The following is a 23,707-nucleotide window of genomic DNA, read 5'->3' as shown; positions in this document are numbered from 1 at the left end:
ATTCCAGACTGCACCCCATCATGGTTCACCCTTCCAGGATGCGTCACCCGACTCATCATGAATAGCGATCATCTATGATGGATTCAGTTCAGGGTCATCGATGAAAGCAGGGCCCGTGTTCGAGTTGCGCCGATTGCGGATGCTGCATGAGTTCGCGCTGCGGGGCACGCTGGCCGCGGTCGCCGAGGCGCTCGCGTATAGTCCGTCGACGATCTCGCAGCAACTCGCCCTCCTCGAGCGCGAAGCGGGGGTGCCGCTGTTCGAGCCGGATGGCCGCGGCGTGCGATTGACCGCCCAGGGCCGGCTTCTGGCGCAGCACGCCGAGCGCGCGCTGGAACTCGACGAGCAGGCGCGGGGCGAGCTGGAGCGCCTGCAACCGGCGGCCGCTCCCGTGCGGGTCGCGGTGATGCAGACGGCAGCGCAGGCCATCCTCGCGCCGGCACTGTCGATCCTCGCCGAGACCGAGCCGGCGCTGCGGGTGGAGGTGGCAGAGGTGCCACCCGAGGAGGGACTGTTCGAGCTGTCGGCGCGGCGGTTCGATCTCGTCATCGCGGAGCAGTACCCGGGGTCGTCTCGGGAGCATCGTGCCGACCTCGACCGGATCGTGATCGGTCACGACCCGATCCGTCTCGCCCTGCCGCCGGATGACGAAGCCGACGCCCTGACTCAGCTCGCGGATCGCGCATGGGCGATGGAACCGCGCGGCACGGCGGCGCGGCGCTGGGCGGTGGAGCAATGCCGGGCGGCGGGATTCGAACCCGACGTGCGGTTCGAGATCGCCGACCTCACGGCCCAGGTGCGGCTCATCACGGCGGGCCATGCGGTCGGGTTGCTGCCCGATCTCGTGTGGTCGGGCGTCGCGCCGACGGCGCGCCTGGTCGAGCTGCCCGAGGCGTCGCGACGCGAGCTGTTCACGGCGGCACGTCGAGCGACGGCGTCGACCCCCGGCATCCGTGCCGTGCGAGCCGCGCTGCACGAGGCGTTCGCCGCCCGCTGACCGCGTCGCTCACTCTCAGCGGCGACCGGATCGCTCACCCGAGGGCGCGGGTCTGATACTCGCCGACGCGGGGCGCAGGTCTGATACTCGCCGACGCGGGGCGCGGCTCTGATACTCGCCGACGCTGGCCGCGGGTCTGGTGCTCGCCGACGCTGGCCGCAGGTCGGCTACTCCCAGACGCTGGGGGCCGGCGACTTGGTGGAGGGCAGCGCCGAGCCGGCCGCCCACGTCTCGACCCAGTCGTCGAGCGGAGGGAGGTCGTCGGGGCGGTAGAGCGCCTCGAAGAGCTCCTCGAGCGGGACGATGCCGCCGCCGCGCCGCAGGAACCGGGCGCGGACGAGCATCTCGGCGTAGATCTCACCCTTCACGACCGCGCGATGCACGAGGTATACCGACTTGTCATCGTGTCCGGCGAGCCGCGACTCGACGGTGAACCGCTGCCACAGCTGGAGCGACTTGCGGAAGGTGACCGTCTCGCTCGCCACGACGGCGTACCAGCCGCGCTCGTTCACGACATCCCACATGCCCGTGCGGATCAGCAGATCGAACCGGCCGAGGTCGAACAGCGAGGCGTAGCGCCCGTTGTTCATGTGGCCGAGGAGGTCGAGGTCGGTCGGCATGGTGCGCAGGCGCACGCGTCCGACGGAGCGGGGAGGGATGGCATCGTGCCGCCGCAGCATCGCCTTCGCACGCAGGATCGTCAGGAGGGTCCGCCACCACACGTTCACGAGGGGCGATGCTAGCGCCTCCCGCACTGCGACCCGGCAATCGGTTGTGGGATCCGGACAGCCGGACGCCGGTTCGCGCCGAGTCTCCCGCTTCCCGTTCACGTGCGTTGTCGCATGAGTTGGAGGAGTCGGGTACGGGATTTGGTGGGGCGGCGCCATCGCCGTGCGGGGTCGAACCAGGCGGGTCCGCGGATCTCGGGGACCCCGTCGTTCATCCGGATCTCCCATGGCCCGGTGTCGATGAACCGGTGATGACCCCAGCACAACAAGACTCCATTATCCGTGTGCGTGGGTCCGCCCTTGGCGTAGTCGAGGACATGGTGGATCTCGCACCAGGCGGCGGGGATCCCGCATCCGGGGATGATGCATCCGCCGTCGCGGACGGTGATCGCCTTGCGCTGGTTCGCGTTGAAGACCCGTTCCGGGGTCCCCAGTTGCACGATCTTCCCGTTGTCTCCCAGGACCACCCGTTGCAGCACCCCGCCGCAGGCGGTGTGCGTCGCAGTGTTGATCGATACCGGTTGCTCGATCCCCTCCAGGAACGCCCACCCGGCCCCGCGGGCAAGGTCGGTGGCGTTCACCGTGACCAGCAGCGTCGGGGCCGCACCGCCGATGGTGGGCAGGGTCCCGGACGCGGCGGCGGCGAACAGGGCCGACGCGAGCGCATCATGCTGCTTCTGCACCCGGGTGCGTGGATCGATCCACGCCCCCTCCGCATCACGCTCTCCCAGGCCGCCCGACCCGTCGGTGTTCGCGGTGAACCGGACACCACCCGGCACGGTGGCCTCGTCCTGCTCAGCCGACGGGTCAGAGTTGACGTAGGGGGAGTTGATGGCGTCGAGGATGCGTTGCATCTGCGCGGCCAGTTCCGGCACGGCGTTGCCGTGGAAGGGCACCAGCCCGTCCTTGGGTGTCCCGAGCACGAACGACCGCTTCCGGGCGGTGTCCCGGTCGGCGGGTTCGTCGCCGTCCTGATCCAACGCGCACGACCAGATCTCCGCCTGCACCCGCAGCAGATCCGCCGATGCCGCCGGTTCGTCGTCTGGGCCGTCGCCGCGGGCGAACGCGGCGATCGCCGTATCGGCGGCCAGCACCTGGAACCGGTCCACCCGGTCCCGCATCCGCAGCATCGGCCCGGCCACCGCCACGACCCCGTCGACGCCGACGTGCCCGTCGCGCAACGCGTCCCGCATCGCGGGCAGCTTCGCCGGCCGGCCTTCCCCACCGACCGGGTCCCACCAGGTGGCGACACCGCGTTGCGCGTTCTCCAGGCGGGCCGCGGTGTGCGGGCCGCACCGGGTGAGGCGCTGCACGAGCTCGTTCACGTCATGACAGCCCACCCGGGTGGTCAGCCGTTCCGCCCGGTCCCGTTGCCGGGACCGTTCCACGATCTCCGCGACACTCTCCACCAGCACCGCCTCCACCAGCCGCTGCACATCCCCCGCGGCCGTGACCGCCTCAAGCAGATCCACATCCGACGCGGCGTGCATCGTGGCGTCGGCGAACACGCCGGCCACGACCGTGGCGAGCTGCTCACGCAACCCCTCCAACATGACCCTCGTGTTCTCCATACCCTCCATTGTGACGACCACCACCGACACCGAAACCGCCGATCAACCCACGGATCCGGAACTGTGGAGAACGTCTCGGATGGGCTCTTCACTCGACATTGGGGAGGCGCGGGTCGGATATCGTTGGCTGCGGAAACGCGGTTGATGCGAAGTCATTCCATTCGCTCTTCGCGTCTTCCAGCAATGCACGACGCGTGTCCGAGGAGAACCATGACCGATCCCGCATCCGGTTTTGTCCCGGTCTCGACGATCCCCCGGTGGCCTGCCTTCATCCGTCCTATCCTCGAAGTGCTCTCCAACGGCGAGACCTGGACCAAGCGCGACATGGAACGTGGCGTCAGCGCGAAGGTTGGACTCACGTCGGATCAGCTCGGTGAGATGCTCGACTCCGGTCAAGGGCGGGCGATGAACCGCATCGGGTGGGCGACCTCGGGGTTGCGCCGAGCGCAGCTGATTGAAGCCCCGGAACGAGCGCGGTTCCGCATTACCCCGGCCGGCAGGCAGTTCCTCGTCGATCATCCCGGCTCAATCGACGAACACGTCTTGAAAGCGGTGCCTGCATACGCAGAGTACGTGCCCACGAAGGTCCGCAAAGCTTCTGAGGTCACGCGTCTCGCCATCGACGTTGAGGACGCCGACCCCGAGGAGCTCATCAGCTCCGGCATCCAACTCATGGCAGAGGACACCAAGTCGACATTGCTGCAACGTCTCAAGGAGAGCGATCCGTTCGAATTCGAACGAGTGGTGCGCACGCTCCTGGTCAAGATGGGTTACGGACGGGACGGAAGGATGGCCCCATTGGCCGGGTCAGGTGACGGCGGATTGGACGGTGTGATCGACCGGGACGAGCTCGGGCTCAGCAAGATCTACGTTCAGCAAAGCGTTATGCGGAGGCAACCGTGGGTCGCCCCAAGATCCAGGAGTTCGTCGGTGCGCTTGCCACGCGCGGCGCAAGCGTCGGAGTCTTCTTCACGACCAGCCACTTCTCGGCTGAAGCCATCGATGCAGCGAGGCGAGTGCAGCAAGACGTCGCACTCGTCGACGGCGACCGGTTGACCTCTCTTATGATGCGTCACAAGGTCGGCGTTCAGACCGCGCGCGTCATCGAGATCGTCAAGGTCGACGAGGACTTCTTCGCCGGAGAATAGTCTCGATACTCCCTGCGTGTGACGGCTTCCTACGAGTGTCGCCAGCTGGGGGTTTACCTTCCACTCTGGTCGCTTAGGTACCTGTGAAGCGTCGTACCTGGCGGTCCCGAGCTAATCGGGCGCACAATCCACCCCGGCCGCTGGCAGCCGAAACGCCGCATCCGTCCGCCCCTGAGCGCGGCGTCCGGACGCATCCCGACACCCGATTTCCTCCCCACGCCCTCCCCGCGTAGAGTCTCGACATGGATGCGCAACTGGAGACCGACATCGTCGTCCGTCCGGTCCGCGATGTGGATGCCGAGGCACTCGGCCGGGTCCACGCGACCTGCTGGCACGAGACGTACGACCACCTCATCAGCGAGGCCGCCCTCGAGCGCGTCTCCCCCAAGCGGCTCGCCGAGCTGTGGACCCACTGGGCCGTGCAGGGGCCGGAGTTCAAGATGAGCGCCGCCCTCGTCGACGGCGAGATCGTGGGCTTCGTCGGCTCGGGTCCGGCCCGTGACAAGGACGCTCCCCGCAACCGGGAGCTGTACTTCATCTATCTGCTCGAGAAGTTCCACGGCACGGGCATCGGCAAGCGTCTCTTCGACGCGGCGGTCGAGGAGGGCGAGCCGCTGTACCTCTGGGTGGCCGACGACAACCCGCGTGCGCACCGCTTCTACGAGCGCAACGGATTCCGCCTCGACGGCGCGAGCCACACCGAGCCGTTCCTCGGCGAACAGCTCACCGAGGTTCGATTCGTCCGCTGACGTGCTGCAGATCCAGGCCCTGGCGGGCATCCCCGAGATCACCGAGGGCGACGACCTCGTGCAGGTCATCGCCGTCGCCGCGGCGGGCAGCCTGCAGGACGGCGACATCCTCGTCGTGACGTCGAAGATCGTCTCCAAGGCCGAGGGCCGCACCGTCGCGGCCGACGACCGCGAAGACGCCATCACCGCCGAGACCGTGCGGGTCGTCGCATCCCGCACCTCCGATTCGGGGCACACGACGCGCATCGTCGAGAACCGGCTCGGCATCATCGCGGCCGCCGCGGGAGTGGATGCGTCGAACACCCCGGTCGGAACAGTGCTGCTGCTTCCTCTGGATCCGGATGCGTCGGCACGCGCCATCGCCGAAGGGCTGCACGAGCGGCTCGGCGTGCGCGTGGGCGTGATCGTCTCCGACACCCTCGGCCGCGCCTGGCGCGAGGGCCAGACCGACATGGCGATCGGCGCCGCCGGCGTGCGCGTCTTCGAAGACCTGCGCGGGCGGGCGGATGCCGAGGGCCGGCCCCTCGTCGTCACGATGCCGTGTGTCGCCGACGAGCTGGCGGCAGCCGCCGACCTCGTCAAGGGCAAGGCCTCGCGACTCCCCGTGGCGATCGTGCGCGGACGCGCCGATCTCGTCGGCGACCTCGACCTGCCCGGCGCCCGGTCGATCGTCCGTCCCGCCGAGCGGGACATGTTCCGGCTCGGCGCCGACGAGGCCTACGACCTCGGCTACGCCGCCGGCGTCGAGGAGGTGTGGGAGGAGAACGGCCCCGGCCGCTGACATCCCTCCCCCTCCCCGGGCATCGAGACGCCCGGTGGCCGACAAGGGCGTCGGCGCACCGGGACCTTCACTCGATCTCCTCTGCGGTCGGCAGGGTCAGCCGGACCCTTCGGCCGGCCTTCTCAACGGGCCCTCTCTCAATCGGCGGAGTCGAGCACCACTCGACCGGCCGAGACATCCACCTGCACCGTGTTCGCCGCGCCGGGCGTCGAGCCGATCCGGTTGTCGAACGAGCCGGCCGAGGTGTCGGCCGTCACGTCGTACTCGCCCTGCGGGACCGTGACCTGCATCGATCCGGCGCTCGCCGTGAGCTGCAGGCGGTCCGGACGGATGCCGGAGAGGGTCGCGTCGAGGTCGCCTGCGCTGACCTCGAGATCGGCCCGGCGCACGTCCGACAGGTTCAACTCCGCACGACCGGCGTTCATGTCGGCGGTGAGCTCCTGAGCCGAGCCCTCGGCCGTGAGACGCCCGGCCCCGGCGGTGAGATCGAGGCGCCCGAAGTCGCCGTTCACCGTCAGCTCACCTGCCGACACGTCGAAGGAGGCATCCACCCCGCGCAGCCGGTACGGGAGCTGCAGCACCGCCCGGCCGTTGTGATCGCCGAAGCCGCCCCAGGTGAAGCCGAACGTCCAGCCCCACAACGAGCGGTCGGGAGCGTGCACGTCGAGTTCGCTCCCGTCCCGGCGCAGGGTCCACCGGTCGGCGCCGAGGCCCGACGTGACCGTGAGCGTCGCCTCGGGAACATCGGCGTACTCCACGCGCAGCGATCCCGCGTTCTGGTCGACATCCAGCTGATCGATGCCGACGACGTCGACCGTACGGCTGCTCGTGTGCACGGCGCTCGAGACGAGGGTCGTCGCCGCGGCGGACGCCACTCCTCCCACGGCGATGACCGAACCCAGCACGATCGCGACGATCGCGACGGTGCGGGCACCGCTCGACGGGCGTTGCGGAGGCGGGGCCGTCGGCGAGGTCGTGGCCGGCGGGACGGGCGGGACGCCCATCGTGTCGTTCGTGCTCATGAGAGGTCTCCTGACTGCGGCGCGTCGCCGCTGTGCGCGATGTGCGCGAGTGCTGCGAGCACCCGCCGGTTGCCCGCCTCGTCCTGTTCGAGGTCGAGCTTCTGGAACACCGAGGTGATGTGCTTCTCGACGCTGCCCTCGGTGATGAACAGCGTCTGCGCGATGGCCTGGTTCGACTTGCCCTCGGCGATCAGAGCGAGCACCGTGGACTCACGGTCGGTGAGCCGCTGCATCCGCTCGTCCTGCGCCCGTCGGCTCAGCAGCTGCGCGACGACCTCGGGATCGAACACCGTCGCCCCGGCCGCGATCTGCTCGACGGTCTGGACGAAGTCGGCGACGTCGGCCACCCGGTCCTTCAGGAGGTAGCCGAGCGCTCCCCCGCGGCCGGCGATGAGGTCGGACGCGTACCGCTCCTCGACGTACTGCGAGAGCACGAGGATCGGCAGGTCGGGCCGGACGGAGCGGATGCGCAGTGCCGCCCGGATCCCCTCGTCGGTGCGCGTCGGCGGCAGTCGCACATCGAGGACGCACAGCTCCGGGTCGGTCGCGTCGATTGCCTCGTCGAGGTTCTCGGCGTCGGAGAGGGCGGCGACCACGGTGTGGCCGGCGTCTTCCAGCAGCCGCACGAGACCTTCGCGCAGGAGGACCGAGTCCTCGCAGATCAGAATGCGCACGGGACGCTCACCTCCACGCTCGTGGGACCGCCGGCGGGGCTGTCGAGGCGGAACGTGCCGCCCACTCCCAGTACCCGGTTCGACAGTCCGTCCAGTCCTCCGCCGGGGACGATCCTCGCCCCGCCGATGCCGTTGTCCTCGATGCGCGCCCACAGCGTGCCACCCTCGCGCTGTCGCACGACCACGCGGCATTCGGCGGCTCGGGAGTGCTTCGCGGCGTTCGTCAGCGTCTCGGCGATCACGAAGTACACGGCGGCCTCGGCCGGCTGACTGCACCGTTCGGTGAGGCGCGCGTCGAGCATCACCGGCACCGGCGAGCGGGCCGCGAGGGCCGACAGCGCCGCGTCGAGGCCGCGGTCGTCGAGCACCGAGGTGTGGATGCCGCGGGCGAGCTGACGCAGTTCGGTGATGGCGGCCTTCGTCGAGGTGTGCGCCTCGGCGATGAGCGCCCGCGCAGCGTCGGGGTCGGAGTCGATCTTCTGCTGCGCCAGGCCGAGCGTCATCCCCACCGAGACGAGTCGCGGCTGGACGCCGTCGTGCAGGTCGCGTTCGATGCGCGTCCGCTCCACGTCGGCGGCGTGGACCGCGCCGACGCGCTGCGCCTGCGACGTGCGGGCGACCTCCGCCAGCTGCGCCTCGCGTGAAGGGACGAGGATCGCGCGCGAGATCACCCCGTGCAGTGCGGCGAGGCCGATGAGTCCCGCGATGGCGGCCACGGCGGCGATGATGCCGACACCCACGGCCCACGCGGCGGGGATGTCGAGTCCGCTGCCCTGCAGACGCACGGCTTCGCCGTCACCGTGCAGCAGCGGCGTGAACGCCATGGCGATGCCCGATGCGCCGATCGAGATCAGCGAGAGCGTCGCCCAGCCGAGCACCGCGGCGACGGCGGCGTTGGCGATGCCGCGCCACATCGATCCGTCGATGAACTGCAGCCAGACGGTGCGCAGCCAGCCGGCGAACCCCGGCTGGCCGCTGCTGCGAGGACGCAGCGGGGTGATGCCGAAGCCGTACAGGCCGTCGACGCGTGCGGTCTCGATCCAGGCGAAGCCGTACAGCGCGTACACGAACGCGAGCAGGACGAACACGCCGATGCCGAGGGCGAACAGCAGGCCGACGCCGGCGGCGAGCATCGCGATGAGCACGCCGAACACGGCCGCCCAGACGACGCCGACGAGCGCGAGCTGCGCGATGGCGCCGAAGACGCGCATCGGGGTAAACACGCGCGGTGTCGTTGCGGTCATGGTTGTGGTCATGACTCCACGCTAGGGGCGACGCATCCGTCATCACAGCGCGGCGATCACCCCAACCTGTGTCGGGTTATCCCCCGGTCGGCCTCGGTTCCCGGACCGTTCGCCTGTCGCACATCGACCTTCCCTCGTGCGATGGAGGTCGATCTGCGACAGGTGAGCAGTCCCCGGGCAGCGTCAGCGCCGGGGTCAGCGCCCGCTGACGCGGCCGAAGAGCTTCGCGATGGGTGCGAGAACGAGCGGACGCGCGGCGATCCAGCCGATCGCGACGATCACCATCGCGCCGACGAAGAACCAGAACCCGATCCACGTGCCGCCGCCGTTCGCCGCGAACATGCTGTTGAGGTTGTGCAGCGCCCCGGTCGCGAACACGAGGGTGACGTGGCCGACGATGAACAGCACGAAGAAGAGCATCGTCGGGAAGTGCACCGCGCGGGCCCGCTCCACCGGGTACGCCTTGTTCAGCGCCTTCGCGTTCTTCGGCCAGACCCCGCTCATCCGCACGCCCGTGATCGCTGCGAGAGGGGCGGCGAGGAAGACGACGGCGAAGTAGGCGAGCTGCTGCAGGCTGTTGTAGTTGACCCAGCCGTCTTCGATCGGCCAGTCGAGCGAAACGTACTGCAGAGCCGCCGACACGGCGTTCGGGAACACCGCCCAGTTGGTGGGAATGAGCCGCATCCATTGCCCGGTCGTGAACAGCAGCACGATGAAGAGCACGCCGTTGACGAGCCAGAGGATGTCGAGCGACTGGTGGAACCACAGTGCGAGGCTGATCTTGCGCTTCGGATCGGTGCGCGGGCTCCAGAACACGTCGGGGCGCTTCTGATGACGCACGGTGAGGCCCGAGCGGATGATCAGCACCATGAAGAAGATGTTGAGGAAGTGCTGCCAGTTCAGCCAGGCCGGGAAGCCGACGGGTGCCGACTCCGGCAGCTCGTAGGCCCCTGGATACGTCGCGAGGAAGTCGCGCATGAAATCGAGGCTGAGGAACCAGCGGGTCGCGAGCACGAGCATGCCGAAGGCGCCGATGAGGGCGATGAGCGCGACGATCGCCGCGCCGACCCACTGACCACGGGTGAAGGGGCCGTAACGCTGAGGCTCGGGCGGTGTGATCGGGGTGCGCCGGGGGATCGTGCGCGCCCGGTCGGCCTGCCACTGCTCGGCCGCCGCGCCGACGAAGACCGTCTGCTCGAACGGCAGCGGTGCACGTTCGACGGGTGCGGGTGCGGGCGCCGGTGCGGCGACGGATGCGGCGGCCCGGCCGGTGCTCACCGAGGGGGTGGCAGAGGGTTCGGCCGGAGCGGGTGCCGCGGGAGTCGGCGCGGCTCCCGGACGCGGGAGACCCCGACGAACCGCCGGAGCGTGGTGAGCCGTTTCGACCTCCTGCGGTCGCTCGACGGCCGAATCTGTCTCAGCGGGAGTCGCCTCGACTCGCTGCGCGGATTCGACGCGGGCGGAGCGCGGGACGAAGTCGGCGGGCGGCCACGGCTCCCCGCCGGGCGTGCGCGGGAGACCGCGGCGGACCGCGGCTTCCGACATCGAGGTCCCTGAGCGGGGGACGAAGTCCCGAGTCGAAGGGCGCTCAGGGACCTGAGCGGGCGCGACCGGCCCTTCGACTCGCTGCGCGGTTCCTGAGCGAGGGACGAAGTCCCGAGTCGAAGGGCGCTCAGGGACCTCAGTCCCGAGGGGCGGCCACGGCTCCCCACCAGGTGTGCGCGGGAGGCCCCGACGCAGCGCGGTCGCCGATACTGAGGTCCCTGAGCGAGGGACGGAGTCCCGAGTCGAAGGGCCGCCACCGGGCACCGCCACGACCGGCTCGTCGACTCGCTGCGCGGTTGCTGAGCGAGGGGCGAAGTCCAAAGTCGAAGGGCGCTCGGGGACCTGAGCAGTCTCAGGGCCCACGCCGTGCACGGCCTCGGCCGTCGGCTCGACCCGCGGCGCGGGCTCGGCGACCGGGGATTCGCTGGCCGGGGGCCACGGCTCGCCGCTGGGGGTGCGTGGAAGACCGCGGCGGAGGCCGCCACCGTATGTCGCCACGGCTACTGCTTCCGCGCCTTGAGCGTCTCGATGAGCTGCGGCACGACGGTGAAGATGTCTCCCACGACGCCGAAGTCGGCGATGTCGAAGATCGGCGCGTCGGCGTCCTTGTTGATCGCGACGATCGTCTTCGCCGTCTGCATCCCCGCCTTGTGCTGGATCGCGCCCGAGATGCCCAGCGCGATGTACAGCTGCGGCGACACCGATACCCCGGTCTGGCCGACCTGGTACGACTGCGGCACGTATCCGGCGTCGACCGCGGCGCGCGAGGCGCCCACCGCAGCGCCGAGCACGTCGGCGAGCTCGGCGACGAGCGAGAACTTGTCGCCCGAACCGAGTCCGCGTCCGCCCGAGACGACCTTCGCGGCCCCGCGCAGCTCGGGGCGCGACGATGTCTCGGTGGCTTCCTGCACCGACTCGACCACCGCGGCCCGCCGGCCGGACGGGGTCACCTCGAGCGCCTCGACGGCGACGGGCTGCGCCTCGGCGCGGGCGTCGACCGCCCCCTGTCGCAGGGTGATCACGGGAGCGCCGAACGTGGCGGCGGAGTCGACGTTGTACATCCCGCCGTACACGGAGTGGTGGGCCAGGACCCCCTCCTCGTCGCGCGAGACCCCGACGGCGTCGACGGCGAGCGCGGAACGGGTGCGAGCGGCGTAACGGCCGGCGACGTCGCGGCCGTCGACGGAGTGCGACAGCAGGATCGCGTCGGGCTGCACGAGCTCGGTCGCCGCCGCGAGGGCATCGACGACGGGAACGGTCAGGCCGTCGCGGGGGCCCGCGACCAGCACTCGTGCCGCCCCGAGGCCGGCTGCCGCATCCGCCAGCTTCTCGTCGCCGACGACGAGCGCGACCGGCGTGCCGATGCCCGCGGCTGCGCCGAGGAGCGCGGCCGACGACTTCGCGAGTTCGCCGGAGGGGGTCACGTCCAGCAGGACGAGGATCGAGTCTGCAGCGTAATCAGCCATCTGGGTCACCTCAGGCGAGTCGGTTCTGGATCAGGAACTCGGCGAGCTTCTCGCCGGCATCGCCCTCGTCGACGATCTTGGTGCCCGCCTCACGCGCGCGCTTCTCGGCGATCGCCGTCATGATCGAACGGGATGCCGCGGCATCCTGTGCATCGATGCCGAGGTCGGCGAGCGAGCGCGTCTCGTACGGCTTCTTCTTCGCGGCCATGATCCCCTTGAAGTTGGGGAAGCGCGCGTCGGGGAGGCGCTCCGTGATCGAGATCACGGCGGGCAGGTCCGCGGTCACGCGAGCGGTGCCGCCGTCGATGGCGCGCTCCCCGGCGACCTGGGCATCGGTGATCTCGACGGAGTTGAGGCTCGTCGCCTGCGGCACATCGAGGATCTCGGCGATCATGGCGGGAAGCACACCCCCGTTGCCGTCGGTCGACTGGTTGCCGGTGATCACGAGGTCGAAGCCGATCTCGCGGATCGCCGCGGCCAGCGTCTCGGCGGTGAGCCCGAGGTCGGCGCCCAGCAGGTGCTCGTCGACGACCTGCACGGCCGATCCTGCGCCCATCGCGAGTCCCTTGCGGATCGTGGCCTGCGCCGACTCGGGCGACATCGACAGCACGACGACGTCGGTGCCCGCGTTCTTGTCGGCGTACGCCAGCGCGACCTCGAGCGCGCGCCCGCCGATCTCGTCGAGCACGGGTTCGCTCGCGCTGCGCTCGGCCAGCCCCGTCTCGAGGTTGAGTTTGCGGTCCCCGTAGGTATCCGGGACTTCCTTGACCAGGACGACGATCTTCATGGCTCTCCTTCGTCTTCTCCGAGTCTATGCAGGGCGCCCGCCCGTCACAGTCGGCAGTGGGGAACCGACTACGGTGGGATCGGATCCCCGGAGGTGATTGTGGCTCGCGTGAAACGGTTGCCCGTCGACCCCATCGCCGAGGCGAAGCGCCAGTGGCTCGCCCACGGATGGACCGACGCGGCGCCGGGGATGACCCTCGTGACGTCGATCATGCGGGCGCAGCAGATCCTCCTCGCCCGCGTCGATGCGACGCTCAAGCCCCTGGGGCTGACCTTCGCGCGTTACGAGCTGCTCACGCTGCTGCGCTTCACGCGCGGCGGACGGATGCCGATGGCCTCCGCATCCGCTCGTCTCCAGGTGCACCCCACCAGCGTGACCAACACCGTCGACCGTCTCGAGGCGTCGGGTCACGTGCGCCGGGAGCCGCATCCCGAGGACGGCCGCGCCACGCTCATCGTCCTGACGGAGGCCGGGCGCGACCTCTCCGAACGGGCGACCGCCGCGCTGAACACCGAGGTCTTCGAGCATCCCGGCCTCGAACGGGACGAGGTCGAGGAGCTCGTCGGTCTCGTCGCACGGATGCGGCAGAACGCGGGCGACTTCGACGACCCCCGCCCGACACCCGATCCTCTCTGACCGGAGCCCTTCGACTCCGTCGCGCTGCGCGCGCCGTCGCCCAGGGACCTCAGCGTTCCCGAACGTCGTCGTCGCGCTCCTCGGTATTCAGTGTTGCTATCTACCGGTACTCAGTGTTACTGTCTACCGGTAGTCATCATCACTGAGTAGCAAGGGGAGGTTCCGATGGGCAAGCAGGCCACCGAGATGCTCAAAGGGGTCCTCGAGGGCATCGTCCTCGCCATCCTGTCGCGCCGGCCCGCCTACGGCTACGAGATCACGGCGTGGCTCCGCGACCAGGGCTTCGCCGACATCGCCGAGGGCACCGTCTACGCACTCCTCGTGCGCATCGAGCAGCGCGGCCTCGTCGACGTCGAGAAGGTGCCGTCCGAGAAGGGGCCACCGCGCAAGGTGTACTCCCTCAACGCGGCGGGACAGACACAGCTCACCGAGTTCTGGGCGACATGGGGCTTCCTCGTGAATCGCCTCGAACAGCTCCACGGGACTGATTCAGACGGTGCCGATTCAGACGGTGCCGATTCAGACAGTGCCGATGGGCACAGGGACAACAAGCAGGGAGAGAAGCAATGAGCAACTTCATCGAGAAGATCATCGGCGACTTCAGCGAGAAGCGCCGGTGGAAGGAATACAAGGCCCGCGTCAAGGCGCTGCCGGCCCCGTACCGCACGGCTGCCGAGGGCGTCGAGCGGTACGTCATGTACACCGGCGCGATCACGAAGGGCGACACCCTGGTGCGGATGCTGGAGGACCTCGCCGACCTGTTCGAGCAGGCTGCTGCCGACCAGACGCCGATCCGCACCATCGTCGGAGAGGACCCCGTCGAGTTCGCGACCGAGTTCCTCGCGAACTACGCGGAGGACGCGTGGGTGAGCAAGGAGCGCAAGCGCCTGAACGAGACCATCACCCGAGCCGAGAAGGAGGGCGAAGGATCATGACCACTCCCGCAATCGCCGTTCGCGGCATCACCAAGGCCTATAACGATCTGTCGGTGCTGCGCGGCGTCGACTTCGACGTCGCACCCGGCACGATCTTCGCGCTGCTCGGCTCCAACGGCGCCGGCAAGACGACGCTCATCCGCATCCTGTCCACACTGCTGAAGGCGGATGCGGGGACCGCTGTGGTCGCGGGCGTCGACGTGGCGGCCGACCCGGCGCGCGTGCGTTCTGCCATCAGCCTCACCGGACAGTTCGCCGCGGTCGACGAGATCCTCACGGGGCGAGAGAACCTCGCGCTCGTCGCCCGCCTGCGGCACCTCCCCCACCCGGAGCGGATCGCCGACGAGCTGCTCGAACGCTTCTCGCTGACGGAGGCCGGCGCCCGCAGGGCCGCCACGTACTCCGGCGGAATGCGCCGACGGCTCGACATCGCGATGAGCCTCGTCGGCGAACCGTCGGTGATCTTCCTCGACGAGCCGACGACAGGTCTCGACCCGCAGGCGCGCATCGAGGTGTGGCAGACGGTGACGACGCTCGCCGCCGGCGGCACCACGGTGCTGCTGACCACGCAGTACCTCGAGGAGGCAGAGCAGCTCGCCGACCGCATCGCCATCCTGCACAAGGGCCGGATCATCGTCGACGACACTCTCGAAGGCCTGAAGAAGCTGCTCCCGCCGGCGGAAGTCACGTACGTCGAGAAGCAGCCCTCGCTGGAGGAGATCTTCCTCGCCCTCACCGGCGAGACCGGCGACGAAGGAGACGAGACGGCGGATGACGCATCCGCCACCCCGGCACAGAAGGAAGCACGATCATGACCACGGCGCATTTCTTCGGCGACACCGCCGTCCTCACGGGCCGCTCGCTCAAGCACATCACGCGCAGTCTCGACACGATCCTCACGACGGTGATCACCCCGATCGCCCTCATGCTGCTGTTCGTGTTCGTCCTGGGAGGCGCGATCGACACCGGCGGGCAGTCGTCGATCGACTACATGGTGCCCGGGTTCCTGCTGATCACCGTCGCGTCCGGCGTCTCGTACACGTCGTACCGGCTGTTCATGGACCTGAAGGACGGGATCTTCGAGCGGTTCCAGTCGATGCCGATCGCGCGCAGCGGCTTCCTGTGGTCGCACGTGCTCACGTCGCTGGTGGCGAACCTCATATCGGTCGTCGTCGTGATGGCGGTGGCGGTGCTCTTCGGCTTCCGCAGCGGCGCCGGTATCGGGGCATGGCTGGCGGTCGCGGGCATTCTCGTGCTGTTCATCCTCGCCCTGACCTGGCTCGCGGTGATCGCGGGACTGACGGCGAAGTCCGTCGACGGCGCCGGGGCATTCGCCTATCCGCTGATCTTCCTGCCGTTCATCAGCTCGGCGTTCGTGCCGACCGCCACGATGCCGGGGCCGGTGCGCTGGTTCGCCGAGAACCAGCCGGTCACCTCGATCGTGAACTCGATCAGGGCGCTGTTCGCCCAGCAGCCGGTGGGCGCGGACATCTGGATCGCCCTCGCCTGGTGTCTCGGCATCCTCGTGGTCGCGTACGCCGCCGCCATGGCGGTGTACCGCCGCCGGCGCGGTTAGCCGCGGTCGGCGGGCGCAGCGCGACGCTCAGCCGGTCGGATGGACGCCCTGGATCCAGAAGATCTCGTGCTCGGGCCCCTCCTCGTCGCCGTCGAAGTCGTCGATCACCTCGTGGATGCGCCGGTGCAGCTCCTTCGCGCGCTCCTTCGTCAGATGCAGCTGGGTGTGCGTGAAGGACGAGGGCCAGGGCGTGCCGTCCGGGCTCGTCGGCGGACCCGCCGAGAACAGCCGCGTGATCTCGGCGAGGACGTTCTGCATCATCGCGCGGCCCATCGCGGCATCCGGCTGCGCCGAGATCTCCAGGCCGCTCCCCCGTGCCCGCCAGGGGCGCTCGCGCGCATCCCCCGAGTCGTCGCGCTCGATGAATCCGGCGCGCGCGAGCTGATTGAGGTGATAGCTCATGGCAGACGGCGTCAGTCCGGTCAGCTCGGCGGCTTGGGTCGCCGTCAGCGTCTCGGTCCGGTCGAAGAGCTCGGTGAGCACGCGCCAGCGCACGGGATGCATCGCCGCGCGCATCTGCCCCAACTCGGTCACTTTGATCGGATCGCCGCGCACGATCGCAGTCTACTTGTGCCGGCGCCTCGTGAAGCATATGCTTCATAAATTGTGAAGCGATCCTTTCAGAACTCGGTCTGGGCCATCCGGGATGCGCGCATCGCGCTCGGCGCCCGCGCGCTGAGCACCGCCGGCACCTCGGTGACGTCGATCGCCGCGATCCTGCTGCTGCACAACGGCGGCGCGGGAGCGCTCGGTGTCGCGGCGTTCCTGGCGGCACTCGTGCTCCCCGCGATCGCGACGATGGGCGTCGCAGGACGCGTCGCCGACACGATGGATTCGCGCGTGGTCCTCGTCGCCGCATCGCTCGTGCAGGCCGCAGCCGTCACCGCGTTGGGCTTCGCCCCAGACACGGTGATGATCTTCGTCAGCGGCGTCGTCATCTCGCTCGCGCAGGCGTTCGCCCAACCGACGTGGAGCGCCCTGGTCCCCCGCATCGTGGGCGAGGAGCGCATCGGCAAGGCCGTCTCCTGGCAGCAGGGGCTGGCCGCTGTCGCGTCGCCCATCGGCGCCGGCCTCGGCGGACTCCTCGTCACGCTCGACGACGTCGCCTGGGGCTTCTGGGCGGATGCTGCGACCTACCTCGTGCTCGCCGCCGCGGCCCTGGTCATCCGCACCCGCCGCCACGGTGCGATCGCGCCCGCGCCGGAACCAGCGCCGGACGCACCGGACGCGACGAACCGCACCGACACCGGCTGGACGGCGGGACTGCGGATCGTGGCACGCGACCGCATCCTGCTGCCGCTGTTCGCGTCGATCCTGGTGTTCGTCGTCCTCGTCGAGGGCGTGAACCCGGTCGAAGTGTTCCTCGTGCGCGACGCACTCGGCGCCACGAACTGGCAGTACGGGCTCAGCGAGTTCTTCGCCGGCGCGGGCGGCCTGATCGGCGCGGCGATCGCGGGACGGCTGGCGAGCGACACGGTCCGCGGACGAGCGGTGGCCGTCGCGTTCGGATCCGCCGGCGTGCTCCTCGTGGCAATGGGCGTCGCGCCGGGCTTCTGGCTCTACGCCGTCTGCCTCACCGCCATGGTGGCGGCGTTCGGCACCGGCAATGCGGCCACGGGCGCGCTCCTCATGTCACGGACCGCCGATGCCCAGCGCGGTCGCGTGTCGGCGGCGCTGGGCGGGCTCGCCCGCACGGCGTCGCTCATCGCGCTCGGCCTCGGCGGCGTGGCGAACACCCTCCTCGGTCCGCGCCCGACGTTCATCGTCGCCGGCATCGCGGGAGCCGCGACCATGGCCGTGGCGGGGTTCGCGATCCTCCGTGCGCAGCGGGCCGAGGCATCCGCCCTCGCCGACGTCGCCGACCGCTCACCTGTCGCGAATCGACCTTCCGCGGCCGAGTGACGGTCGATCTGCGACAGGCGAGCGGTCCGACGCGGCCGTGCCGTGCGGCGGCGGGCCAACGGCTCAGTCGGGCGGTGCGGCGACGGGAATCGCCCCGACGGATGCGGGCCGCGTCAGCGGTTCTCGAAGGAGGGCGCGCGCTTCTCGCGGAAGGCCGCCATGCCCTCCTTCTGGTCGTGCGTGTCGAACAGGCTCGCGAACACGTGGCGCTCGAGCCGCAGCCCCTCCGCCAGCGGCGTCTCCATCGCGCCGTCGAGCGCCGCCTTCGCCGCGAACAGGCTCGGCAGCGACTTCGACGCGATCGTCTCGGCGACCTTCCCCGCTTCGTCGAGCAGGTCGGCGGCCGGCACGACGCGCGACACGAGCCCGGCGCGCTCCGCCTCCTCCGCGCCGATGATCCGCCCGGTGAGCACGAGCTCGGCGGCCTTGTAGTACCCGACCGCGCGGATCAGGCGCTGCGTGCCGCCCATCCCCGGGATCACCCCGAGGTTGATCTCGGGCTGGCCGAACTTGGCCGAATCGGCGGCGAGGATGATGTCGCACATCATCGCGAGCTCGCACCCGCCTCCCAGGGCGTATCCGGCGACGGCGGCGATCACCGGCGTGCGGACGGCGGCGAACGCCACCCATCCGCCGAAGTGGTCGCCCATGACCATGTCGAGCCCGGTCTTCGACTCCATCTCCTTGATGTCGGCGCCCGCCGCGAATGCACGCTCCGAACCGGTGACGACGATCGCGCCGATCTCGGGGTCGGCGTCGAACGCCGTGGCCGCGGCGACGACGTCGGCGCACACCTGCGAGTTCAGCGCGTTGAGCGCCTCTGGGCGGTTCAGCGTGATCCAGCCGACGCGCCCTCGCGTGGAGACCAGGATCGTGGAGTATTCAGTCATGACTTCATCGTGTCACGCGGGGGCGGCGACGCGCGCAGCTCGTCTCGACTCGCTCCGCTCGCTCAAGGGCCTGTGGCGGGTCGCTCGCTCCGCGACCTGTGGCGGGTCGCTCGCTCCGCGACCGGCACGCTCCGCGCGGCTCACGCGCCCATCAGCTCGCGGCCGATGATCACCCGCATGATCTCGTTCGTGCCCTCGAGGATCTGGTGCACGCGCAGGTCGCGCACCACCTTCTCGATGCCGTAGTCCTGCAGGTAGCCGTAACCGCCGTGCAGCTGCAGCGCCTCGTTCGCGACCTCGAAGCCGGCGTCGGTCGCGTAGCGCTTGGCCATGGCGCACTGCATCGCCGCGTCGGGCGCGTGCGCGTCGAGGGCGGCCGCCGCATCCCGCACCAGCGCCCGCGCGGCCTGGAGCTTCGTCGCCATGTCGGCGAGCGCGAACACGACCGACTGCCGCTCCGCCAGCGGCTCGCCGAACGTGAACCGCTCGTGCACGTAGCGGATGGCCTTGTCCATCGCCCACTGCGCGCCCCCGATAGAGCACGCGGCGATGTTCAGACGGCCGCCGTTGAGCGCCTGCATCGCGATCTTGAACCCCTTGCCCACCTCGCCGAGCACCGCCGAGGCCGGTACCCGCACCTCGTCGAAGATCACCTGGCGCGTCGGCTGCGCGTTCCAGCCCATCTTCTTCTCGTTGGCTCCGAATGACAGGCCCGGCAGCCCGTCGGGCACGATGAACGCCGTGATGCCGCGGGCGCCCGGCTCGCCGGTGCGCGCCATGACGACGTAGACGGATGCCTCGCCTCCGCCGGAGATGAACTGCTTGACGCCCGTCAGCACGTAGTCGTCGCCGTCTCTGATCGCGCTCGTCGTCAGGGCTGCGGCATCCGACCCGACCCCCGGCTCGGTGAGACAGTAGCCGCCGAGCTCGCCCATCGTCACGAGGCGCGGCAGCCACTCGCTGCGCTGGGCGTCGGTGCCGAACGTGTCGATCATCCACGCGACCATGTTGTGGATGCTGATGTACGCCGCGATCGACGGGTCGCCCTGAGCCAGCTGCTCGAAGATCGCCACCGCTTCGCTGCGACCGAGACCGGTCCCGCCGACGTCCTCACGCACATAGATGCCGCCGAGGCCCAGCTCGCCGGCGCTCCGCAGGGTCTCGCGCGGGAAGTGCTTGGTCTGATCCCACTCCTGCGCGTGCGGGGCGAGGGCGCTCTGCGCGAAGTCGCGCACCGCCTCGAGGATCGCCTGCTGCTCTTCGGTCGTCGTCATGCTCATGGTGGTTCCGCCTGTCGATCGTCACGCGGTTCGCTTGTGGCTCGGCCGCGCCGATGCCCCCATCGGCATCGCCACCATTTTACATGGACGTCCGACTATCTCACCGGTCGTCCACCATTCGCCGCCGGTGCGCCGGTCAGTCGGCGGCCTCCTCGGGGCGCTGCGCGGCCTCGACCGCGGCGTCGTCCGCGACGTACCCGGCGATGTGCCGCTCGTCGGGTCCGTTGTACGCCGACAGCGGGCGGATCAGCGCGTTCGACGCCTGCTGCTCCATGATGTGCGCCGTCCACCCGGTGACCCGCGCGGCGACGAACAGCGGCGTGAACGTGAGGGTGTCGAACCCGATGAGGTCGTAGGCCGGACCCGACGGGTAGTCGAGGTTCGGATAGATGCCCTTGCGGCTGACGAACTCCGACTCCAGGGCGTCGTAGAGGGCGAGCACGTCGGGGCGGTCGTAGTGCTCGACGAGCGAGTCGAGCGCCGCCTTCATCGTGGGCACGCGAGAGTCGCCGCGCTTGTAGACGCGGTGCCCGAAACCCATGATCTTGCGCTTGGCGGCGAGCGCCTCGTCGAGCCAGGGCTTCACATTGTCGGCCGACCCGATCTCGGTGAAGATGTGCAGCACCGCTTCGTTCGCGCCACCGTGCAGCGGGCCCTTCAGGGCGCCGATCGCGCCGACGACGGCCGAGTACAGGTCACTGAGCGTCGAGGCGATCACGCGCGCCGTGAACGTCGACGCGTTGAACGAGTGCTCGGCGTACAGGATCATCGAGCGGTTGAACGCGTCGACGACGACCTCGTCGGCCTCGGTGCCGAACGTCATCCAGAGGAAGTTCGCCGCGTAGTCGAGGTCGTCGCGCGGGGCCACCGCATCCTCACCCCGGCGTCGACGCTGACCATACGCGACGATCGCCGGCAGGGCCGCGAACAGGCGCACGCTGCGCGCGAGGTTCTCCTCCGGGGTGCCGACGGCGTCGAGCACGTTGCTGATCCCGGCGGTGTCGTCCGCGCCGATGACGGATGCCGCGGTGCGGACCTCGTCCATCGGGTGCGCCGCGACCGGCAGCAGGTCGATCGCCTGCTTCACGTTGTCGTCGAGCGCGCGATACCGGCGCTCGGTGGCCCGCAGCTCGGCGAGCTGCTCGTCGGTCGGCAGCTCGCCGTGCCAGAGCAGATACGCGACGGCCTCGAACGGCTGGGTCGCGGCCAGCTCCTGCACGGGGTAGCCGCGGTACAGCAGCGAGTTCGTCTCCGGGTTGACCTTGCTGATCGCGGTGTAGTCGGCCGTGACCCCGGCGAGGCCCTTCTTGATGTCGGTGTCGGTCATGACGCTCCTATCGGGCGATCTGGAAGTTGAACACGCTGGTGTCGAAGTGGTTGTACGCCTCGTAGTCAATCAGGTCGTACAGGTCGGCGCGATGCTGCATCTCGCCGAGCCGGGGGGTGAGGTGGCCCTCGCCGAGCAGCGTGTCGAGGCCGCGGTCGGCGGCGCCCATCGCGAGGCGCAGCAGCGACACCGGCCAGATGACGATGTTCACTCCCACGTCGCGCAGCTGGTCGACGGTGAACAGGTCGCTCTTGCCGAACTCGGTCATGTTGGCGAGGATCGGCACGTCGAGCGCCGCGCGCATCGCCGCGAACTCGTCGAGCGTGCGCATCGCCTCGGGGAAGATCGCGTCGGCTCCCGCGTCGACGAGCGCCTTGGCACGGTCGACGGCGGCGTCCATGCCGTCCACCGCGCGGATGTCGGTGCGCGCCATAATGAGGAAGTTCGGGTCGCGCCGGGCGTCGACTGCCGCACGGATGCGTTTCACCGCCGTGTCCTCGTCGACGACCGCCTTTCCGTCCAGGTGCCCGCAGCGCTTGGGGTTGATCTGGTCCTCGATGTGGGTGCCGGAAAGCCCCGCATCTTCCAGGGTCTGGATCGTGCGGGCGACGTTCATCGGCTCGCCGAACCCGGTGTCGGCGTCGATGATCGCGGGGAGGTCGGTCATCCGTGCGATCTGCTGCCCGCGGCCGGCGACCTCGGTGAGGGTCGTCAGTCCGATGTCGGGCAGGCCGAGGTCGGCGCTCAGCACGGCGCCCGAGATGTACACGCCCTCGAAGCCCTTGCGCTCGATGAGGCGCGCGCTCAGCGGGTTGAACGCGCCGGGGAACCGCAGCAGTTCGCCGCTGTCGAGGCGCTCGCGGAACAGTCGTCGCTTCTCGCCCGCCGGCGTCGGGCTGTACAGCATCAGAACAGTCCCTTCGGCGCGGGAGACGTGGCGAGCACGCCGTGCTTGGCGACGATCGAGAGCTGCTTGACCTCGTCGGCGTTCAGCTCGGGCAGCCGCTGGGCGAGGTCGAGGAAGCGCTCGATCTCGTCGGGCTCGAGCACGGGCTCGGCGAGCATCCGGAACTTGCGGATGTAGTCCTCGCGGGCGAACGGCCGTGCGCCGAGGGGGTGCGCGTCGGCGACGGCGATCTCCTCGACGATCGTGCCGCCGTCGGCGAACGTGATCTCGACGCGCCCGCCGAAGGCCTTCTCGTTCGGGTCTTCGGAGTGGTACCGGCGCGTCCACTCCTCGTCCTCGGCCGTCGTGACCTTGCGCCACAGTGCGACGGTGTCCTCGCGCGCCGCGCGCTCGGGGAGGTACGACTTGACGTGGTGCCACGCGCCGTCCTGGAGCGCGACCGTGAAGATGTACGGGATGGAGTGGTCGAGCGTCTCGCGCGACGCGGCCGGGTCGTACTTCTGCGGGTCGTTCGCGCCCGAGCCGATCACGTAGTGCGTGTGGTGGCTCGTGTGGAGGACGATCGAGGCGACGTTGTCGGGGGTGAAGGCGCCGGGGTGCTCGTTGTGCAGCTTGCGGGCGAGGTCGATCCAGGCCTGTGCCTGGTACTCGGCGGAGTGCTCCTTCGTGAACGAGTCGAGGATCGCCCGCTTCCCCTCGCCGCCCGCGGGGAGCGGCACGTCGTAGGACGCATCCGGACCGTCGAGCATCCAGGCGATGACGCCGTCCTCGCCCTCGTAGATCGGCGAGGGGCTGGTCTCGCCGCGCATCGCGCGGTCGACGGCTTCGACCGCCATCTTCCCGGCGAACGCGGGGGCGTGGGCCTTCCACGTGGAGATCTCGCCCTTGCGCGACTGGCGGGTGGCGGTCGTCGTGTGCAGCGCCTGGCCGACGGCCTGATAGATCGTCTCGACCGGCAGGCCGAGGAGCGTCCCGATGCCGGCGGCGGCAGAGGGGCCGAGGTGCGCGACGTGGTCGATCTTGTGCTTGTGCAGGCTGATCGCCCGGGCGAGGTCGATCTGGATCTCGTAGCCGGTGGCGATGCCGCGCACGAGCGCGGCGCCGTCGCATCCCGCGTGCTGTGCGACCGCGAGGATCGGCGGGATGTTGTCGCCCGGGTGCGAGTACTCGGCGGCGAGGAACGTGTCGTGGTAGTCGAGCTCCCGCACGGCGACGCCGTTGGCCCACGCCGCCCATTCCGGGCTCGTGCGCCGCTCGAGGGCGCATCCGAAGACCGTCGAGCCGTCGCCGGAGATCGACACGGCGTGGTCGAGGGCCTGCTGGCGCGCGGCGCTGACGGGCGCGCGGGTGAGGGATGCCGCCGCCACCGCCGCGTTGTCGATGACGCGGTTGATGATCATGTCGACGACGTCGTCGTCGACGGGGATCGGGTCGGCGGCGACTTCGGCGATCTTGTAGGCGAGCTGCTCCTCGCGGGGCAGGCTCTCTTCGCTCTTGTAGACGCGAACGTGGTGCGTGACGGTCATGCTGCTCCTTCTGATG

At 69.8% G+C, this 23,707-nt stretch carries 23 protein-coding genes and 1 pseudogene; 10 read left to right on the top strand and 14 right to left on the bottom strand.

Annotation, left to right across the window (positions count from 1 at the left end; genetic code table 11):
* The first annotated feature begins 115 nt into the window (after positions 1-115).
* Positions 116-997 (top strand): LysR family transcriptional regulator, encoded by an 882-nt coding sequence (locus tag AC3RX1_RS11240; RefSeq protein WP_491501388.1) that lies wholly within the window; start codon positions 116-118, stop codon positions 995-997.
* A gap of 167 nt (positions 998-1,164) precedes the next feature.
* Here the strand turns inward: AC3RX1_RS11240 and AC3RX1_RS11235 are convergent, their stop codons facing one another.
* Positions 1,165-1,725, bottom strand: a complete 561-nt coding sequence (locus AC3RX1_RS11235; RefSeq protein WP_491501322.1) for an acyl-CoA thioesterase — start codon at positions 1,723-1,725, stop codon at positions 1,165-1,167.
* A 98-nt stretch (positions 1,726-1,823) separates the two neighbouring features.
* The gene (locus tag AC3RX1_RS11230) at positions 1,824-3,296 is read right to left on the bottom strand and encodes an HNH endonuclease signature motif containing protein (protein WP_491501321.1); all 1,473 of its coding nucleotides are present in this window, start codon (positions 3,294-3,296) and stop codon (positions 1,824-1,826) included.
* Between the two features lie 144 nt (positions 3,297-3,440).
* Here AC3RX1_RS11230 and AC3RX1_RS11225 point away from each other — a divergent pair.
* From AC3RX1_RS11225 to AC3RX1_RS11215, 3 genes and pseudogenes are all read left to right on the top strand, one after another.
* Positions 3,441-4,303: pseudogene (locus AC3RX1_RS11225) on the top strand (restriction endonuclease); the annotation flags it as partial.
* Positions 4,304-4,686: 383 nt separating this feature from the next.
* A complete protein-coding gene (locus tag AC3RX1_RS11220) occupies positions 4,687-5,193 on the top strand; it encodes a GNAT family N-acetyltransferase (RefSeq protein WP_491501320.1) in 507 nt (168 codons plus the stop codon).
* Position 5,194: 1 nt separating this feature from the next.
* Positions 5,195-5,974, top strand: coding sequence for a coenzyme F420-0:L-glutamate ligase (locus AC3RX1_RS11215; protein ID WP_491501319.1), 780 nt, complete (start codon positions 5,195-5,197; stop codon positions 5,972-5,974).
* A gap of 137 nt (positions 5,975-6,111) precedes the next feature.
* Here AC3RX1_RS11215 and AC3RX1_RS11210 read toward each other — a convergent pair whose 3' ends face one another.
* From AC3RX1_RS11210 to AC3RX1_RS11185, 6 genes are all read right to left on the bottom strand, one after another.
* Positions 6,112-6,996, bottom strand: a complete 885-nt coding sequence (locus tag AC3RX1_RS11210) for a DUF4097 family beta strand repeat-containing protein (RefSeq protein ID WP_491501318.1) — start codon at positions 6,994-6,996, stop codon at positions 6,112-6,114.
* Positions 6,993-7,670: a response regulator gene (locus AC3RX1_RS11205; protein WP_491501317.1), complete on the bottom strand. Its 678-nt coding sequence runs from the start codon at positions 7,668-7,670 to the stop codon at positions 6,993-6,995. Before AC3RX1_RS11205 ends, AC3RX1_RS11210 begins: the two co-directional genes overlap by 4 nt.
* Positions 7,658-8,926 carry a sensor histidine kinase gene (locus AC3RX1_RS11200; RefSeq protein WP_491501316.1) on the bottom strand — a complete coding sequence of 423 codons (1,269 nt, stop codon included), beginning with the start codon at positions 8,924-8,926 and terminating at the stop codon, positions 7,658-7,660. The genes AC3RX1_RS11205 and AC3RX1_RS11200 overlap by 13 nt, the downstream gene beginning before the upstream one ends.
* Before the next feature lie 183 nt (positions 8,927-9,109).
* Complete coding sequence (locus tag AC3RX1_RS11195; RefSeq protein ID WP_491501315.1) at positions 9,110-10,192, bottom strand: cytochrome b/b6 domain-containing protein; 1,083 nt, start codon at positions 10,190-10,192, stop codon at positions 9,110-9,112.
* 767 nt (positions 10,193-10,959) lie between these two features.
* Positions 10,960-11,925, bottom strand: coding sequence for an electron transfer flavoprotein subunit alpha/FixB family protein (locus AC3RX1_RS11190; protein ID WP_491501314.1), 966 nt, complete (start codon positions 11,923-11,925; stop codon positions 10,960-10,962).
* Between the two features lie 10 nt (positions 11,926-11,935).
* Positions 11,936-12,712 carry an electron transfer flavoprotein subunit beta/FixA family protein gene (locus AC3RX1_RS11185; protein WP_491501313.1) on the bottom strand — a complete coding sequence of 259 codons (777 nt, stop codon included), beginning with the start codon at positions 12,710-12,712 and terminating at the stop codon, positions 11,936-11,938.
* A 99-nt stretch (positions 12,713-12,811) separates the two neighbouring features.
* On the opposite strand from AC3RX1_RS11185, the gene AC3RX1_RS11180 reads away from it, so the two are divergent.
* The 5 genes from AC3RX1_RS11180 (at position 12,812) to AC3RX1_RS11160 (ending at position 15,859) form a co-directional block, all read left to right on the top strand.
* On the top strand, positions 12,812-13,348 hold the full coding sequence (locus tag AC3RX1_RS11180; protein ID WP_491501312.1) for a MarR family winged helix-turn-helix transcriptional regulator: 537 nt from the start codon (positions 12,812-12,814) through the stop codon (positions 13,346-13,348).
* Between the two features lie 165 nt (positions 13,349-13,513).
* Positions 13,514-13,918, top strand: coding sequence for a PadR family transcriptional regulator (locus AC3RX1_RS11175; RefSeq protein ID WP_491501311.1), 405 nt, complete (start codon positions 13,514-13,516; stop codon positions 13,916-13,918).
* Positions 13,915-14,283, top strand: a complete 369-nt coding sequence (locus AC3RX1_RS11170; RefSeq protein WP_491501310.1) for a DUF1048 domain-containing protein — start codon at positions 13,915-13,917, stop codon at positions 14,281-14,283. Before AC3RX1_RS11175 ends, AC3RX1_RS11170 begins: the two co-directional genes overlap by 4 nt.
* Positions 14,280-15,098, top strand: coding sequence for an ABC transporter ATP-binding protein (locus AC3RX1_RS11165; RefSeq protein WP_491501309.1), 819 nt, complete (start codon positions 14,280-14,282; stop codon positions 15,096-15,098). Before AC3RX1_RS11170 ends, AC3RX1_RS11165 begins: the two co-directional genes overlap by 4 nt.
* Complete coding sequence (locus tag AC3RX1_RS11160) at positions 15,095-15,859, top strand: ABC transporter permease (RefSeq protein WP_491501308.1); 765 nt, start codon at positions 15,095-15,097, stop codon at positions 15,857-15,859. The genes AC3RX1_RS11165 and AC3RX1_RS11160 overlap by 4 nt, the downstream gene beginning before the upstream one ends.
* Before the next feature lie 27 nt (positions 15,860-15,886).
* Here AC3RX1_RS11160 and AC3RX1_RS11155 read toward each other — a convergent pair whose 3' ends face one another.
* Positions 15,887-16,414, bottom strand: a complete 528-nt coding sequence (locus tag AC3RX1_RS11155) for a winged helix-turn-helix domain-containing protein (protein ID WP_491501307.1) — start codon at positions 16,412-16,414, stop codon at positions 15,887-15,889.
* 51 nt (positions 16,415-16,465) lie between these two features.
* On the opposite strand from AC3RX1_RS11155, the gene AC3RX1_RS11150 reads away from it, so the two are divergent.
* Entirely contained in the window at positions 16,466-17,761 is a 1,296-nt protein-coding gene (locus AC3RX1_RS11150) for an MFS transporter (RefSeq protein ID WP_491501306.1), read from the top strand.
* 113 nt (positions 17,762-17,874) lie between these two features.
* Here AC3RX1_RS11150 and AC3RX1_RS11145 read toward each other — a convergent pair whose 3' ends face one another.
* The 5 genes from AC3RX1_RS11145 to AC3RX1_RS11125 form a co-directional block, all read right to left on the bottom strand.
* Positions 17,875-18,651 carry an enoyl-CoA hydratase-related protein gene (locus AC3RX1_RS11145; protein ID WP_491501305.1) on the bottom strand — a complete coding sequence of 259 codons (777 nt, stop codon included), beginning with the start codon at positions 18,649-18,651 and terminating at the stop codon, positions 17,875-17,877.
* A gap of 140 nt (positions 18,652-18,791) precedes the next feature.
* Positions 18,792-19,931, bottom strand: a complete 1,140-nt coding sequence (locus tag AC3RX1_RS11140) for an acyl-CoA dehydrogenase family protein (protein WP_491501304.1) — start codon at positions 19,929-19,931, stop codon at positions 18,792-18,794.
* Positions 19,932-20,067: 136 nt separating this feature from the next.
* On the bottom strand, positions 20,068-21,258 hold the full coding sequence (locus tag AC3RX1_RS11135; protein WP_491501303.1) for a bifunctional 2-methylcitrate synthase/citrate synthase: 1,191 nt from the start codon (positions 21,256-21,258) through the stop codon (positions 20,068-20,070).
* A 7-nt stretch (positions 21,259-21,265) separates the two neighbouring features.
* Positions 21,266-22,165, bottom strand: a complete 900-nt coding sequence (gene prpB, locus AC3RX1_RS11130) for a methylisocitrate lyase (RefSeq protein ID WP_491501302.1) — start codon at positions 22,163-22,165, stop codon at positions 21,266-21,268.
* Positions 22,165-23,691: an MmgE/PrpD family protein gene (locus tag AC3RX1_RS11125; protein WP_491501301.1), complete on the bottom strand. Its 1,527-nt coding sequence runs from the start codon at positions 23,689-23,691 to the stop codon at positions 22,165-22,167. Before AC3RX1_RS11125 ends, prpB begins: the two co-directional genes overlap by 1 nt.
* Positions 23,692-23,707: the final 16 nt, after the last annotated feature.

The sequence above is a fragment of the Microbacterium altimontanum genome (assembly GCF_058349865.2).
Note: the sequence above shows the minus strand (reverse complement) of the source record. Positions and strands in the feature narration are given on the sequence as shown.